This is a genomic window from Streptomyces sp. NBC_00464 (assembly GCF_036013915.1).
In the GTDB taxonomy this organism is placed as follows: Bacteria; Actinomycetota; Actinomycetes; order Streptomycetales; family Streptomycetaceae; genus Streptomyces.
Map to the genome: position 1 here is coordinate 4,034,669 of NZ_CP107899.1, position 14,861 is coordinate 4,049,529.

The 14,861-nt window shown below is 68.3% G+C and carries 12 protein-coding genes and 1 pseudogene; 5 read left to right on the top strand and 8 right to left on the bottom strand.

Going from position 1 to position 14,861, the window contains the following annotated elements:
- Nucleotides 1-612 precede the first annotated feature (612 nt).
- Both OG912_RS18190 and OG912_RS18195 read left to right on the top strand, forming a co-directional pair.
- Entirely contained in the window at nt 613-951 is a 339-nt protein-coding gene (locus OG912_RS18190) for a MerR family transcriptional regulator (protein ID WP_327710278.1), read from the top strand.
- Nucleotides 952-1,531: 580 nt separating this feature from the next.
- Complete coding sequence (locus tag OG912_RS18195; protein ID WP_327710279.1) at nt 1,532-3,814, top strand: ATP-binding protein; 2,283 nt, start codon at nt 1,532-1,534, stop codon at nt 3,812-3,814.
- On the opposite strand, the gene OG912_RS18200 is transcribed toward OG912_RS18195, so the two are convergent.
- Both OG912_RS18200 and OG912_RS18205 read right to left on the bottom strand, forming a co-directional pair.
- Complete coding sequence (locus OG912_RS18200) at nt 3,799-4,263, bottom strand: response regulator (protein ID WP_327710280.1); 465 nt, start codon at nt 4,261-4,263, stop codon at nt 3,799-3,801. The two genes, OG912_RS18195 and OG912_RS18200, sit on opposite strands and share 16 nt — an antisense overlap.
- Entirely contained in the window at nt 4,260-5,933 is a 1,674-nt protein-coding gene (locus OG912_RS18205; RefSeq protein ID WP_327710281.1) for a PP2C family protein-serine/threonine phosphatase, read from the bottom strand. The genes OG912_RS18200 and OG912_RS18205 overlap by 4 nt, the downstream gene beginning before the upstream one ends.
- 714 nt (nt 5,934-6,647) lie before the next feature.
- Between OG912_RS18205 and OG912_RS18210 the strand changes: the two genes are divergently transcribed.
- On the top strand, nt 6,648-7,247 hold the full coding sequence (locus OG912_RS18210) for a hypothetical protein (protein ID WP_327710282.1): 600 nt from the start codon (nt 6,648-6,650) through the stop codon (nt 7,245-7,247).
- A gap of 950 nt (nt 7,248-8,197) precedes the next feature.
- Here the strand turns inward: OG912_RS18210 and OG912_RS18215 are convergent.
- The 3 genes and pseudogenes from OG912_RS18215 to OG912_RS18220 form a co-directional block, all read right to left on the bottom strand.
- Nucleotides 8,198-8,947 carry an SDR family NAD(P)-dependent oxidoreductase gene (locus OG912_RS18215; RefSeq protein ID WP_327710283.1) on the bottom strand — a complete coding sequence of 250 codons (750 nt, stop codon included), beginning with the start codon at nt 8,945-8,947 and terminating at the stop codon, nt 8,198-8,200.
- Between the two features lie 150 nt (nt 8,948-9,097).
- Nucleotides 9,098-9,300, bottom strand: a pseudogene (locus OG912_RS40070) (transcriptional regulator); the annotation flags it as partial.
- The gene (locus tag OG912_RS18220) at nt 9,297-10,436 is read right to left on the bottom strand and encodes a PucR family transcriptional regulator (RefSeq protein WP_327710284.1); all 1,140 of its coding nucleotides are present in this window, start codon (nt 10,434-10,436) and stop codon (nt 9,297-9,299) included. The gene OG912_RS18220 and the pseudogene OG912_RS40070, both read right to left, overlap by 4 nt.
- 85 nt (nt 10,437-10,521) lie before the next feature.
- On the opposite strand from OG912_RS18220, the gene OG912_RS18225 reads away from it, so the two are divergent.
- Nucleotides 10,522-11,577 (top strand): ferredoxin reductase, encoded by a 1,056-nt coding sequence (locus OG912_RS18225; RefSeq protein WP_327710285.1) that lies wholly within the window; start codon nt 10,522-10,524, stop codon nt 11,575-11,577.
- 7 nt (nt 11,578-11,584) lie between these two features.
- Nucleotides 11,585-12,703 carry a fatty acid desaturase family protein gene (locus OG912_RS18230; protein WP_327710286.1) on the top strand — a complete coding sequence of 373 codons (1,119 nt, stop codon included), beginning with the start codon at nt 11,585-11,587 and terminating at the stop codon, nt 12,701-12,703.
- Nucleotides 12,704-13,127: 424 nt separating this feature from the next.
- Here OG912_RS18230 and OG912_RS18235 read toward each other — a convergent pair whose 3' ends face one another.
- The 3 genes from OG912_RS18235 to OG912_RS18245 form a co-directional block, all read right to left on the bottom strand.
- Entirely contained in the window at nt 13,128-13,529 is a 402-nt protein-coding gene (locus OG912_RS18235) for a DNA-binding protein (RefSeq protein ID WP_327710287.1), read from the bottom strand.
- A complete protein-coding gene (locus OG912_RS18240) occupies nt 13,526-13,774 on the bottom strand; it encodes a type II toxin-antitoxin system CcdA family antitoxin (RefSeq protein ID WP_327710288.1) in 249 nt (82 codons plus the stop codon). Before OG912_RS18240 ends, OG912_RS18235 begins: the two co-directional genes overlap by 4 nt.
- Nucleotides 13,775-13,906: 132 nt before the next feature.
- Entirely contained in the window at nt 13,907-14,653 is a 747-nt protein-coding gene (locus OG912_RS18245) for a hypothetical protein (protein WP_327710289.1), read from the bottom strand.
- Nucleotides 14,654-14,861 lie beyond the last annotated feature (208 nt).

Consider the following 14,861-nt stretch of genomic DNA (forward strand, 5'->3'; position numbering starts at 1 on the left):
GACGGTGCGGTGGTGGAGTTTCGAAGCCAGGGTTGTTGCAGGACGGCGACGGGACTGACGACCGGACCGGGTGGCCCGCAGTGATCAGGGGCTGCCATGAGCAGGACCGCAGTTCACGCTGCAGCAGTTCGGTAAGTGCAGTTCGCAGTACCAGCAGTGCGGTTGTCAGTGGTTCCTCGGTAAAGGCGTCGGCTGCGGACGCGCGTGCCGGGAGGTTCGGCAGTGGGGTTCCAAGCCGGCGCAGGTGCAGGACGGGCGACGGGGCTGGCTGCCGGAGAGTGGCGCTGTTTCGAGGCCACGAGCAGTTCGCAATAAAAACAGGAGTACGCAGTTCCTGTTCGGCAAGCAGTTGATCAAGAGGGAAGAACGGAGGAACGCGCCATCAGGATCGCCCGGGCGGAATGACTGGGCCCGGGTACCGCAGGACATCGATAGTGAGGTGGTCTCCGGTCAAGCAACCGCGATCCCTGTACCCCCGACAGTCTTCAGGTCGGGTCTACGGAAACAGAGCGCCGGCGCATTGTCAGGGCCGGCAGATGGTGTAGCAGTTCCTTCGGGGCCCTGGTGCCAATGGCACCAGGGCCCCTCCAGGCGTTCCATAGAGAGGTGCAAGTGACAGCAGATGATTCGTTCGGCCGTCTCGATGACGACGACTACCCCGCGTACACCATGGGGCGGGCTGCCGAGATGCTCGGCACCACCCAGGGATTTCTCCGCGCCATCGGCGAAGCCCGCCTGATCACCCCGCTGCGTTCCGCAGGCGGACACCGCCGCTACTCCCGCTACCAGCTGCGCATCGCGGCCCGCGCCCGGGAACTCGTTGACCAGGGGACCCCCATCGAGGCTGCCTGCCGCATCGTCATCCTCGAAGACCAGCTCGAAGAAGCCCAGCGCATCAACGCCGAACACCGCCGCACCGCCGAAGCGCTGGAGTCACCGTCTGCCGAGTGAAGTGGTGCGCGCCTGCCGGGTACTGGCAGATGCGCAGACCCGTCCGGGGATGAGTGGCGTACGCCTCGTCCCTCTCGCATCAGGGGTGCGGGCGTGTGGCGTCAGTGTCACCTGCCATGGCTCGGAAGCCCCCTTCACTCTCGCCCTCGTCTGCGGCGTGGGCGATGCGAGACGGCCTCGCGCCAACCTTCTCGCCACGCCCCGAGCATTCCTGCGGGCCGGTCCTCCACGGAGACTCAGGGCGAACCGAGGGCGCGACACCCTGGAGAGGTCCCGACAGCAAAGAAGCCCCTGGCCGCCGGCCTGGGGCTCTTTCATGGAACGGGTGACGAGAATCGAACTCGCGCTCTGAGCTTGGGAATCTCCCGGCAGCTGAGCGCAGCCTCGAGGTGCGGGGACGGGCCGCGGGTGCGGGAGGACGCGTGGTGGCGAAAGGGCGGATCGCTCGTGGCAGGCGGCTGCCGCAGGGAGCGACGACACACACCCGCAGCAGCTCCTCCGCCGCAGGGCGCCGTGGAAGGATCGCGGCAAACCGGACACCGATCAGGCCGGTTCGAGAACTCTGTGCGGGGGAGAAGAGATGTCCCTACCGGAACCGGAACGCGAGGCCGAAGCGGCGGCGGCCATCGGCTTCGACCTCAGCGAATGTGTCCGGGAGCCCATTCACCGGCTGGGCATGATCCAGTCGCACGGCACCCTGCTCGCGGTGGAGGCGGATACCGGCACCGTGGACACTGCGGCACTGAACACGCTTTTCCTGCTGGGGATTGCTGCCGAGGAGTTGGTCGGAGGGCCCATCACGCGGGTGCTGTCCCCCGAGCACTGGGCAGAGGCGCTCCAGGTCTGCGCTCAGCACGATGCGGCAAGCCTGGTTCTCCCCGTCTCCATCGATGTCGCGGGCGCCCCCCGAATGTTCGACGTGACCGCGCACCGGCACGGGCCTCTGGTCGTTCTGGAGTGTGAGTCGCGCGCCGTTGCGGCGCCGTGCTTCTCGCACTTCTACCAGGGGGTCCGGCGAGCTCTGACGCGGCTGCGGTCCTCGACGACAGCAGTCGAATGCTGCCAGGCGGCCGCTCGTGAGATCCGGGCGCTGACGGGCTTCGACCGCGTGGTCGCCTACCGCTTCGACGGGGAGAACGGGCCAGGAGAGGTGGTCGCCGAGGACATCACCGAGGGCTGCGAGCCCTGGCTCGGACTCTGGTTCCCCGCCAGCGACATCCCGACCCAGGCGAGGCGGCTCTACCGGGACAACTGGATCCGGGTCATCGCCGACGTGGACGACTCCAGCGTGGGTCTGCACCCTCCCGTCCGGGCCGATTCGGGCCTGCCGCTGGACCTGTCGAACTCCGTGCTGCGCACGGTGTCCGGCTTCCACCTGGAGTACCTGCGGAACATCGGTGTGAAGTCGTCGATGTCGGTGAGCGTCCTCCGGGAAGGCGAGCTCTGGGGGCTGATCGCCTGCCACGGCTACGCCGCCGTCACCATCCCCCCGGAAATGCGGGCGGCGTGTGAGTTCTTCGGCGTGGCCTTCTCCCTCCAACTCGCGGTCATCGAGGAACGGGAGCAGGCCGAGGCGCTCACCGCATCCCGGGAGCGCCTTGAACGGATCATCTCCCGGGTCACGTCGGACCTGGACGACTCACTCCTGGCAGGTGACGACGCCCTCAGAGATCTGCTGCACGCCGACGGCGCGGTGCTCTGCCGCGGTGGCCACAGCACCATCAGCGGGATGAGCGTTCCCCCCGCCCTGCTGGAGGCCCTTCAGGCACGTGCGGCAGGGCCGGCACCCGGCACGGTCTGGAGTACGGACCGCCTGTCGGAGGAGTCGGATATGCCGGACGACCTGGTGGAAGACGGCCCGGCAGGGGCCCTGATGGTGACGCTGAGCCGCTCGGGCGACTACCTCGCCTGGTTCCGCGAGGCCCGTCCGACCGCCCGCCAATGGGCCACCGACCCCTCCAGGCCCGTCCGGGTCGGACCACGGGGCGAACGGCTCACCCCTCGCGGCTCAGGTGCCGTATTCCGCGCGGTGGTACACGGACAGTGCCTGCCCTGGACGCCCACCGACCGTGCCACCGCACAGGAGCTCTGGCGCACGCTGACAGGACTCGTACTCCGGCACGAGGCGGAGCTGGCTGCGTTGAACGAACAGTTGCGCATCACCAACTCCGACCTCGACTCATTCGCTCACGTGGCAGCTCACGACCTGAAGGAACCACTACGAGGCATCTCCAACGCCGCGACCTTCGTCCTCGAGGACGCCGCAGCGGCGCTCGACGAGACCACCGTCCGCCGACTGCACAGCATGCAGCGACTGGCCGGCCGGATGGACGACCTGCTCGACTCGCTGCTGCACTTCGCCCGACTGGGCCGAGGCGGTATTCACCGCACCCGTGTCCCACTGGACCGGGTCCTGGACTCCGCGCTCGACGTGGCCGGTGAACGCCTGGCCGAAGCCCACGTGCGGGTCATCAGACATGACCTGCCCGAGGTGTACGCCGATGAGAGCCGGCTCTACGAAGTGCTGGTCAACCTTCTGGTGAATGCGGCCAAGTACGCCGCTGACCAGGGTGACCGCACGGTCGAGGTCCTGGTCGACACGCTCCGCCCACCGGCCGGCGGGCCTCCGCAGCAGACCGTCGTGGTCCGGGACAACGGCATCGGCATCCCGCCCGGCCGGCAGCAAGAGGTCTTCGAGCTCTTCCGCAGACTGCACGGGCAGGGCGAGCGCGGGGGCGGCACCGGCGTGGGGCTCGCCATCGTCAGGCGGATCGTCGAGCGCCACGGCGGCGAGCTGTGGCTCGACAGCGAACCAGGCCGTGGGACGACGCTCTTCTTCACCCTGGGTCAGGAGGGAGGCTGAGCGGAAGGGCCCTCCTCCCCACCTTTCGCCTTTCTCTGCCAGTAGTCGACAGCCCCCTTCAGTACCGCGCTGAAGAGTTCGAAGTTGACGGGCTTGTAGATGTAGCTGTCGGCGCCTGCCGCATAGGTCGTGTCCACCTCGTCCGGCCCGGTGGACGAGGTGAAGGCGGCTACGGCCACGCCGTCCAGTTCCGGCCGGGACCTGATCGACCGCAGCACTTCGGCTCCGCTGGGACCGGGCAGCTTCAGGTCCAGAAGGACGAGCCCCGGCCGGCGGGGAGCTTCCAGCAACCGCTCGACGAATCCCGTCCCCCGGTCGGTGAAGTACAGCGTCAGATCCGGATGGGTGCGACGGAGCGCCCGCGCGATGGCCTCGGCGTCCTCCGCCGAATCCTCGACCACCCAGACGAGGTCGTGATCGATCCTCTGGTCCCCGGCGGCCCCGCTCATCCGGTGGACTCCGCCCGTGCGACGAGCACGGCGATGTCATCGGCACCCGTCGCCCGGAATTCCACAACGGCCTTTGCCAGCCGCTCGGCGAATCCCTGGGCCCCACCGGCACCCTGCCGCGCGACCTCGTCCCGCAGACGGGATTCGAAGAACATCCCGTCGGCCGCTCTCGCCTCGGTCACTCCGTCGGTGAACATCACCAGCGCGTCCCCCGGGGCCAGGCGCACCGACCCGGATCCGTACTCGATGTCCTCCAGCACGCCCAGCAGATCTCCGTGGGCGACGAGTTCCTCCACGATGCCGTCCGCACGCCGCATCAGAGGCGCGGGATGCCCGGCACTCCAGTAGCGCGCGCGAAACCCCTCTCCGTCCGGTACCAGTACGGCTACGAGCGCCGTCACGAAGCGGGACGTGCTCTCCCTGACCAGGGCCTGATTCAGCCGTTCCAGCGCGTGCTCGGGCGTACTGCCGTCCTCGAGAAGGGTGCGCAGGGTGTGGCGGGCCAGGCCTGTCAGCGCCGCCGCCGCCGCCCCGCGACCGCAGACGTCACCGAGGAGGAGGGTCACACCACCCTGCGGCCCCGGGACGGCGTCGTAGAAGTCACCGCCCACGTCGAGCGAGACGTCACCCACTTCGTACGCGGAACTCAGCGTGATTCCCGGAATCAGCGGCAGCTCTCTCGGGAGCAGATGCCGCTGGAGAGAGACCACGTGGCGGCGCCGCTGTTCGTACAGGGTGCTGCTGTCGATGGCCAGCGCCGCCCGGTCGGCCAGATCCGCAAGGAACTGTGAGGCCCCCTCGGCCACGACCGCCCGATGGTAGAGAAACGTCAGGGTGCCCAGGACCCGGCCCCGGGCCTTGAGCGGGTTCACACTGATCGCCCGCACGGCACGGCCCGCCCCGGACGAGGCAGGCCCGAAGGGCCCCCCTCGCAGCCCGTCACCCGTCAGCGCCAGTGCCTGCCCGCTGCCGAGTACCTGCCGCAGCGCCTCCGTCAGCCAGGCATCCTCGGCAGCAACCTTGCCGAGCCACTGCTGGTCACCGGCGTCCACGTGCGCGAAGGACACGGATTTCAGTCCTTCGGGGAGACAAAGATGCAGAACGCACCCCTCGGCGACGGCGGGAACGGCCGTACGAGCCACCCGCTGCACGGTGCTTTCCACATCAAGGCTCGAATCCATCTGCAACGACGCCTCCGCCAGAAAGGCGTCACTCACCTGACGCACCTCGTCGGCGCGCCGCGCCGTGATGCGCCCGTCCGCGACCATGGCCACCTCGGCCACCTGCTTCAACCGGGTCCGCAGCGTCACATCGATGGTGTCTCTGTCCGCGGTACCGACCATGAACGAGGCCCAGCCGCCCTGCCCCAGCGGCACGGCACACTCGGCCAGACTCCGCGTGCCGGCTGCTGCCAGCACCTGGACATGCGGCAGGGCGCCGTCGAGCTCCGACACTTCGTGGACCGTGACAGCCGGATCACCGTCCGGGGCCCCGGCGGCCCCGGATTCGCCGTAATTCCATTCGATCTCCACGAGCGATGGCGTCGGCTCCGCCACGGTGACACTACGCAGATAGTGCAGCAGCCCGCCGCTCCAGCGAGTACCCACGACGGCCAGTACGCCGGGCATGCGGAGCAGCATGTCGTAGAGAGAGTCGGCCAGCCCCGTCACGTCCTGCGCATTTTCGGCAACGCGCCAGAGCTCATGAAGACGGCCTGACCACCACCCGTCATCCGCCTGACGTGAGGCCCTGCCCTCGTGCTGCTCCACCGCTGATCCGCCGTCCCGTATCACCACTGTCGGCCCCGGCCCGTCATGGGAAACGCTATGCCACCCCGGGACTGAGCGCCTCCAGGCGCGGTCTCGGTGGTGCTTGGCGGGAGACGCGAGAGGCCGGCCGCCACAGCCGTCGCCCCTGCCGCCCTCGCAGGTCACGCCGGCCGCTCCGCCCGCCCTGAGGCGCATCCGAAGTGGTGACCGACCCGCCCAGCCCAGGCCCAGAGCCGCGCCTACGGCCGCCGGGCGCCTACGAGCTGCTTCGCACCGTCACCCTGTGGGTTGCGGGCATGGAGGCGTGACTGGTCGCCTGGCGAGTCCGGTGCTCGGCTCCCCCTACCTTCTCCGTGTGCTTGCTGTGTTGTCCGCGGAGCTCTTGGGGACGCGCGTCAATGACGGCTCCGAGAGTCTGGGGGCAGAGGGGTTCTCCAGGACCGACCTGTCGTCCACCGAGGCGTGCGTTGAAGTCACACTTGAGCACTTGGCGAGCCGGCAGATTTCACCCTTCACTTGAGCTCGGGAAGCTGCGGCCCTCTGAGGAGACTTCTGGCGTGCTGGACCGGGCAGAACTCGGGCGACGGAGAACTCCCGCGACGCTAGTGTGCGGCGATGATGAATGAGGGAGCACGTCTCGGCGCGGAGGCCGCGCGTCGCCTTATACAGACAAACCTCTATGAGTTCGAGCCGGGACTGACCGACGACGAGTTCGCGCGGATCGAGCGGGAGTACGGGTTCCAGTTCGCGGACGATCACCGAGCATTCCTCGCTGCCGGCCTTCCAGTCAACGTTGCTCCCGAGGATGGGCAGACTTGGTCCAAGCCTTGGCCCGAATGGCGCAGCGGCGATCCGGACAGGTTGCGCGATCAGTTGGGCTGGCCCGTTGAAGGTGTTCTCCTCGGCATCGAACACAACAATTTCTGGTACCAGCCATGGGGCGAGCGTCCGGCCGATGATGCAGCCGCGCTGGCCACAGCGCGGCACCGTCTTGCAGAAGTGCCGGTGCTGGTGCCCGTGTACGCCCACCGGTACCTCCCCGCCGGCCAGGGAAGCTTCGGGCATCCCGTGCTCTCGATGTGGCAGACCGACATCATTTACTACGGGGAGGACCTGGTCGACTACATGCACCAGGAGTTCAACGAGGCACGGGGCGACGTCGACGAGAGCTGGAATCCGAGAGCAACTGCCATGTTCTGGCGGGACCTTCTCTGACTCCTGGTGTTCACAAGCGGGCGGGCGCACTGAGCTCGGGAATCATCGCGCACTCAAGTTGAGACACGAATCCGCCGGCACCCGCGAACGGCGCTCGGACCTTGAGCGACAGCAGGAAGTCGCGAGCGGGCTGGACGACCTCGTGCGGTCCGCCCGCAAGAAGGCTGATCAGAGGCCTTCTTGCGGGCGGATCTGGTGCGAGACCCCTGAACTGGTCCAGACAACAAAGAAGCCCCCGGCCGTTGGCCTGGGCCTTCGTCATGGAGCGGGTGACGAGAATCGAACTCGCGCTCCGAGCTTGGGAATCACCGGTTCCTGAACGGTCGCATCAGCTCTGACCTGCATGTTTGGCAGAGACGCGCGAGGCGGGAGTGGCCTTCGCGCGCCGTACATGACCGCTGTTGTCCGCTCTGCTGGGCACGGATGGGGCACGGGGGCCGCCCCGGCACGTGGCTCGGGTTCCGGCTTGTCGGTGTTCGGCCGGACCTCGTCCCGCCGCAGGTCGACCACGCCGAGCATCAGCCGCTCCACCGCCAGAACCAGGGCCAGCGCTACGACACCGCCTGGGCGACGACCCGGACAGTCCGGTGCTCATCACTGGCTACAAGGACGCCCGTACCAAGCCGCTGACCAGCAGGAAGAAGGAGACCCGCCATGCTGATCGCGCAGGAATGGGCCGCCACGAGCACGCCTTGTCCCACCTGAAAAGCCGGCGAATCCTCACCAGCTCCGCCTCGGCACCCGCCACGCCAACACGCTGCTGCGGGCCCTGCCCGGACTCACTAACCACGAAGCCGCCCGCTGACAGACGATTCACCATCGCCCTCCCCGCGCCGGCGACCAGTGACTTCCAGGTCAACGATCTTCAATGGCGAGATCCTGATGCCGGCGCAACGAGTGCGGAGTCGGGCTGGTCGCGCGAGGGGCGGCAGCGAACCGGTAGCGGTCCGTCATCGCCCGAGCGCTGCTCCCCCGTTCACATGCATGATCTGCCCCGTCATGTACGCCGCTTCAGGTGACGCCACATAGTGCACCGCGGCGGCGATGTCCGAGGGCCGGCCCGCCTGGCCCGTCAGCGACTGCTCGGTCCGGGCGGCGACGAACTCGGGCGTGGCCCGGTCGCCGAAGAACTCGGTGTCGACGACGAAGCCTGGGGCGACCGCGTTGACGGTGATGCCCTGCGGGCCGAGCTGCTGCGCCAGGTCGACGGTGTAGGTGTTGACGGTGGCCTTGGAGCCGCCGTACGAACCGGGGCCGCGCAGCGCGGCGATGGACGACATCTGGATGATCCGGCCGCCGGGCCGGGTGAGGTGCGGCAGCAACCCTTCGGTGAGCAGCACGGCGGTGAGCACGTTGGCCTCGAAGTTGCGGCGGAAGCTGTCCGCGACGCCTTCGAGGGTGCCGTCGTGGGCCGGTGCGACGTTGCCGCCGGCGTTGGCGACGACCACGTCGACCTGCGTGCCGCCCGCGGTGCAGAACTCCACGGCTCTGCGGGCCTGGCCGGGATCGCTCAGATCGGCGGCGACCCAGGAGGCCGCTCCCGCACCATGCGCGGCGTCGAGCTCCCCGGCGGCCTTCTCCAGTGGCCCCTCGCGCCGCCCGATGAGGACGACGTGGTCGCCGTCCGCCGCGAAGACCTCGGCCACCGCCCGCCCGATCCCCGTACCGCCACCCGACACCACGACCCTGCGCTGCCCCACGACCCCACCCCACGTCCTCGTTTATGAACGACGGTCACACCTCTGTCCGCCGCACGGTACGACCGCCGATCGCCGGAGTCAACGGGCAGGTGCCCGCAGGCTCCTGCAGTTCGGAGCTGCTGAGGCTCGAGTGCGCCAGGAGGCCCTGTTGTCCTCCTGCTGCCCCTCGGCCAGACGATGCGGTAGTAGCTCATCCGCAACCGGGGCTGGTTGATGTCGAGGGTGGTCGGCCCCGACCTTGCGGGATGGAGCGGCAGACGCGCAGGGCCGTGCTGTGGGCCGGCGAGCTCGGAGAGCGCTGCGGGCAGGCGCCGGGCGAACTTCGGACGTGGCGTGGACGGGTGACGCGTCAGCTGACCCGGAGACCGACCGCCAGCGTCAGTTCAAGTACCCGGCGTGGTGATGCGAGATCGGGAAACAGCTCCCGCAACTGCGACATCCGGTATCGAACCGTCTGGGGATGGACGAACAAGGCTGCCGCGACCTCGTCCCGTCTGCCCTGGTGCAGCAGCCACGCCCGCAACGTCTCCTCCAGCCGTCGTGCGGTTGCGGTGGGCAAGGTCCGCAACGGTGCGAGGGCTCGGGCGCGCAGGTCTGCGAACGCGTCCACGTCGGCGCTGAGCACCAGGTCGGGCAGGTGGTCCTCGGTGTCGCGAATGTCAGAGGAAAAGGAGCGCGCGCGCAGGGCTCGTGCGTACGAGGCGGACGCGTGGGTCCATGGCCGGGCCGGGCCGACCACGGCGGCGCGATCGGTCAGCTGCCGCAGGAGACGTGATCGGTCGGCATCGGGGACGAGGAGCACACCGGTGGCATTCGGCAGATCGTCGAGCACGAGGGTGCTCGGGTCGAGTGTCCGGTAGGCGGGCCGTGCCTGGGCGGCGGGCAGCAGGACGGCGGTCAGCGAAACAGGGGGCTGCCACCTGGCCCGTTGGCCCGAGGCCAGCAGGACGTCCGGACTCGCGCCGGCGAGGAGGTCGCGAGCCAAGTGTTCCAGGTGGCGCTCGTGGGCTCTGCCCCGGGCGGCCAGTTCGTCGGCGTGGCCCGCGGCGCTCGCGGCGGAGAGCTCGTCGATGTAGGCGAAGGTCAGCTCGGCGAACTTTGCGACCTCGGCGGCGGGCAGACCCGCGGGTACGGCACCCGCTGCCAGACATCGCCAGGCGACCCGGGCGCCGACGCGGTAGGCGCTGAGCAGGGCGTCCATCGAACGGCCGTCGCGCACCTCGCCGCGGCCCAGCTCGTAGGCGGCGTCCCCGGCGTCGCCGCCCGTGGCGTTCCCGCTCGCAAGGTCCAGGTAGTGCCCCAGGGCGGTGCGGACGGCTCTGCGGATGGTGGCGCCCATGCGGCCCGACAAGGCATGGGCATAGGGAGGAACCTCGTCGATGATCGCCTGGACGACTTCGTCGGCGGTGGTCTTCAGTGCAGCCCGAAGGGCGGTGGCCGTCGTCTTATCCAGGGCCAGTTCGCTGGCCCTCTGGACTGCATAGCTCATTTTTGTTCCCTGCGAACAATTCAGTTGACCAGGTTTACGTCTTGTGGTCAGGACTTTACGCCTGGAGGCGCAGCAAGCTGGGGTCATGACGAGTGGAGCCCTCCGCAGTAGGGCGTGGAAACTGCTGGAGATGGTCACGACGCCGCTGCTGCCGTCGGACTACCTCGACCTGGTCAGCCCGCTGCGTGCGGGCGGTGACCTGTGTGGGCGCATCGAGGCCGTGCACTCCGAGACGGATGACGCCGCGAGTGTCGTGATCAGGCCGGGGCGGGGCTGGCGCGGCCACACGGCGGGCCAGTACGTGAGGATCGGGGTCGACGTCGACGGAGTGCGCTTGTGGCGTGCCTACTCCATCACCTCGCCGGCCAACCGCCGGGACGGCCGTGTCACGATCACCGTGAAGGCGATCCCGGACGGCAAGGTCAGCAACCACCTGGTCCGCAGGGCTGAACCGGGCACGCTGATCCAGCTCGACCAGCCGACCGGTGACTTCGTCCTGCCGCGGGCCAAGCCCGCCAAGGTGCTCTACCTGACGGCCGGCAGCGGCATCACGCCCGTGATGGGCATGCTGCGCGATATCGAACTCGACGACGTCGTCATGGTCCACTGCGCGCCACAGCCTCAGGACGTGATCTTCCGCAAGGAACTGCACAGCCTGGTCGCGGACAAGAAGCTTCGGCTCACCGAGGTGCACACCGAGACGGACGGCAAGCTCGACATCGCCCGTCTCCAAGAGCTCGTGCCCGACTGGGCCGAGCGCGAGACCTGGGCGTGCGGGCCCGCAGGTCTGCTCGACGCCGCCGAGGAGCACTGGAGAGAGCACGGCGTCCATGAGCGCCTGCACACCGAACGCTTCCGCCCCGGCATCGTCGTCGCCGGCGACGGCGGCGAGGTCACGTTCAGCGCCACCGGCAAGACCGTCGACGCGGACGGCGCCACGCCGTTGCTCGACATCGGTGAGGAGGCCGGTGTGCTCATGCCCTCCGGGTGCCGCATGGGCATCTGCTTCGGCTGCGTCACTCCGCTCAAGGCCGGCGCTGTCCGCGACCTGCGTACCGGCGAGATCACCGAGGCCGAGCCCGGCGTCCTCATCCAGACCTGTGTGTCCGCCGCGGCGGGCCCCTGCGACATCGAACGGTAGGAGCACCTTGACCGCCATCGACCCCACCGCCCACCTGACTGCGGAGCAGATCGAGGAGCTGGGCCGCGAGCTGGACGCGATCCGTGACGAGGTGATCGCCGGCCGCGGCGAGAAGGACGCCGCCTACATCCGTAAGGTCATCTCGGCGCAGCGCAGGCTCGAACTGGTCAGCAGGGGTGTGCTGCTGTTCTCGTTCTTCCCGCCCGCGTGGCTGCTCGGCACCGCCGGTCTGTCCGTGGCCAAGATCATGGAGAACATGGAGATCGGCCACAACGTCCTGCACGGCCAGTGGGACTGGATGCGTGACCCGAAGATCCACTCCACCGCCTGGGAGTGGGATCACGTCTCGCCGTCCGATCAGTGGAAGCACTCGCACAACGAGCTGCATCACACGTACACCAACGTGATCGGCAAGGACAACGACCTCGGCTACGGCATCATGCGCGTCGACGAAGACCAGAAGTGGCACCCCTTCCACATCGGCCAGCCGCTGTGGAACTTCCTCAATGCCTGCTTCTTCGAGTACGGCATCGCGGCGTACGACCTGGAGCTCGGCAAGAACCTCACCAAGCGCCGCCGCAGGAACCCGGAGTTCCGCGCGCGGGCCAAGGCCGTGGGCCGCAAGATCCGCAAGCAGGTGCTCAAGGACTACGTGATCCACCCACTGCTGTCGGGCCCCTCGTTCCTCACCACACTTGCCGCCACGTTCACCGCGAACCTGGTCCGCAACCTCTGGACCCACTCGGTGATCATGTGCGGGCACTTCCCCGAGGGCGTACAGGTCTTCGAGCGCCGGTCGATCACGGGCGAGACACGCGGCCAGTGGTACCTGCGCCAGATGATGGGCTCGGCGAACATCAGCGGCAGCAAGGCCATGCACTTCATGACCGGCAACCTGTCGCACCAGATCGAGCACCACCTGTTCCCGGACCTGCCGAGCAACCGGTATGCCGAGGTCGCGGTGAAGGTGCGCGCGCTGTTCGAGAAGTACGAGCTGGAGTACGTCACCGGCCCGCTGCCCAAGCAGGTGTTCTCCGCGTGGCACAAGGTCTTCCGGCTCGCACTGCCGAACAAGCAGCCCAAGGTCGGAACGCCGGACCGTGAGCAGGACCTCATCGCGGCCTGACTCCGGCCGCACCTCCAGCCCTTGGACGACGTCACCGCTGCGCCACGACGGCCGACCCGGCCGGTGGAGTTCCCTGCTGCCCGGGCCCACCGTTTCGCCCACCAGGTGCAGGGCGAGGGGGACACCGCTGGTGCTGCCGTCTGTCGGCGACATCCGGATTCCGCTCCGAGCCAACAAAGAAGCCCCCGGCCGCCGGCCTGGGGCTTCTGCCTGGAGCGGGTGACGAGAATCGAACTCGCGCTCTGAGCTTGGGAATCAACGGCTCCGAGGTTGTTGCAGGGGCTCTGACCTGCGATTTCGGATCGGCCAGGTGGGCGGCTCCCGATCTCTGAGAGCCAGATCTGACCGCTGTTGTCCGCTCTGCTGGGCACGGATGGGGCACGAGAGCTGGCAGTGCGACGCGTGCTCCGGGCGGGCCGGCTGGTCAGAGAGGGATGATGCGAACCTGGCTGCCGCAGAGCTTGGTCATGTCGTTGCTGTCGGAGGTCAGCAGGGCGACGGGTTTCGGCTGGCGGAGTGCGACCTCGGCGACCGTGGCGTCGATGGCGTACTTGTGCCCGTGCAGTCCGGCGCCTTTGAGGAGCTCAGCCGCCGCTTTCGCCGCCTGCTCGGTGACCGGCTCCACCTTGATGCGGGACAGGGCCCAGTTCAGGCGCGGCATGTTGGTGCGGGCGTGGGTTACTTCCACGATGGTGTTCGCCCCGATCACCAGGTCGGCTCCCATGTCGTGGAAGACCTGCAGCATGGCGAGGAGCTTGCGGTCCTGCGCGATCCAGGCGGACAGTCCTTCCGAGTCCAGGACGACGGTTTCGATGCGCTCGCTCACGCGGCGTCCGCGTCCTTGGAGGAGCCGGTGGCGCCGAAGATCTTCGCGTGGGCCTCGGAGAGCTCCTCGTCGCTGAAGCCTCCATGCTCTTCCTCGTGCCGACGGAGGTCGTCACCCAGAAGCTGGTGCCGGATCTGGCGAGCCACGGCCTCCGCCACATAGCCGGAGACGTTGTCCGTGAGCTTGCGGAGCTCCGCCACCTGGTCGCTGGGGAGCGTGACGGTGATGCGAGTCGTTGAGGACATACGCCAAGCATACTGGAGTATGCGTGACCGGGCTTGGGTTTCCGGCACCGATCGTTCCGGTCAAGGTTTCGCGACCGGAGGGTGCGGTTTCCGGCGCCGGGAGTTCAAGCCCGCGGGCCATGCGCGTATCGGTCAGAAGGGCGGTTCGAGATAGCTGCGGCCATCGCTGTGTGGCCGCCAGTCCCAGGGCTCCTCCGCAACAGGCTCAGGGTCGGGGACCTCGTGGCCCCACGCTTCGAGCGCCTTCCGGGCAACACGCCGATTGGGGGCATCGCCGCTGGTGTCCAGCATGGCGCGCGCGTGCACGGCGAGGTGATCGCGGTGCTCGGCAAGCGTGGGGTGCTCGGCGAGGATGAGCGCGGCGATGACGGCGGCTGCGCGCACGTCCTCGTGGCTGTCTCGGAGGAAGGGCGAGACCGCCCGATAGAGCATCGGGCGCAGGTCTCGGAAGGACGCCACGATGGTGCCGGGGGCGAGGAATGCAGGGGAGTACTGCTCCGTGCGACCCACAATCTCGTCGGAGGCGTCGTAGGCCGTGGAAGCCAGCCAGTTCAACAGCGCCGCGCGAATGGGGACGTTGCGATAGGGCCGGGGGGTTGTGGCCGCCGGGTGGGCGAGGATGCCGGCGACATACATGGCGACGGGGGCAGTGGCTTCATAGATGCTGTTCTGATGGTGGACCATCTCACTCAGCTCCGACAAAGCGGAGACCTGAACCTTGGGATCGGGTTCCAACAGCCGTGTCAGGATCTTGGGGAGGTCCTGACCGTCCCCGAATGCCGTCTGGAGCGAACCCCAATCAGTCTCTGAGAGGACTACCTGGTACGGCGGCAAGTCAGGCTCGCAGGGCATGCCGGCGCTGGAACGGCTGTGGTTCACAGCTCGATTGTCCGGGAAGAGCCGGCAGTGAGCTGCTTGGTCCGCACGCAACACTCCTGTGAGCAGGAGACGGGCCTAACCGGCGAGCAATGCTCAGGACTTGTGGATCGGCTCCTCTGGATGACGCACGAAGGGCGTACCTTCCCGAGTGAGTGATCGTCAAGTCACCGAGTAGGCCCGCGCTGCGAACCCGGCTCGGGAAGGGCAC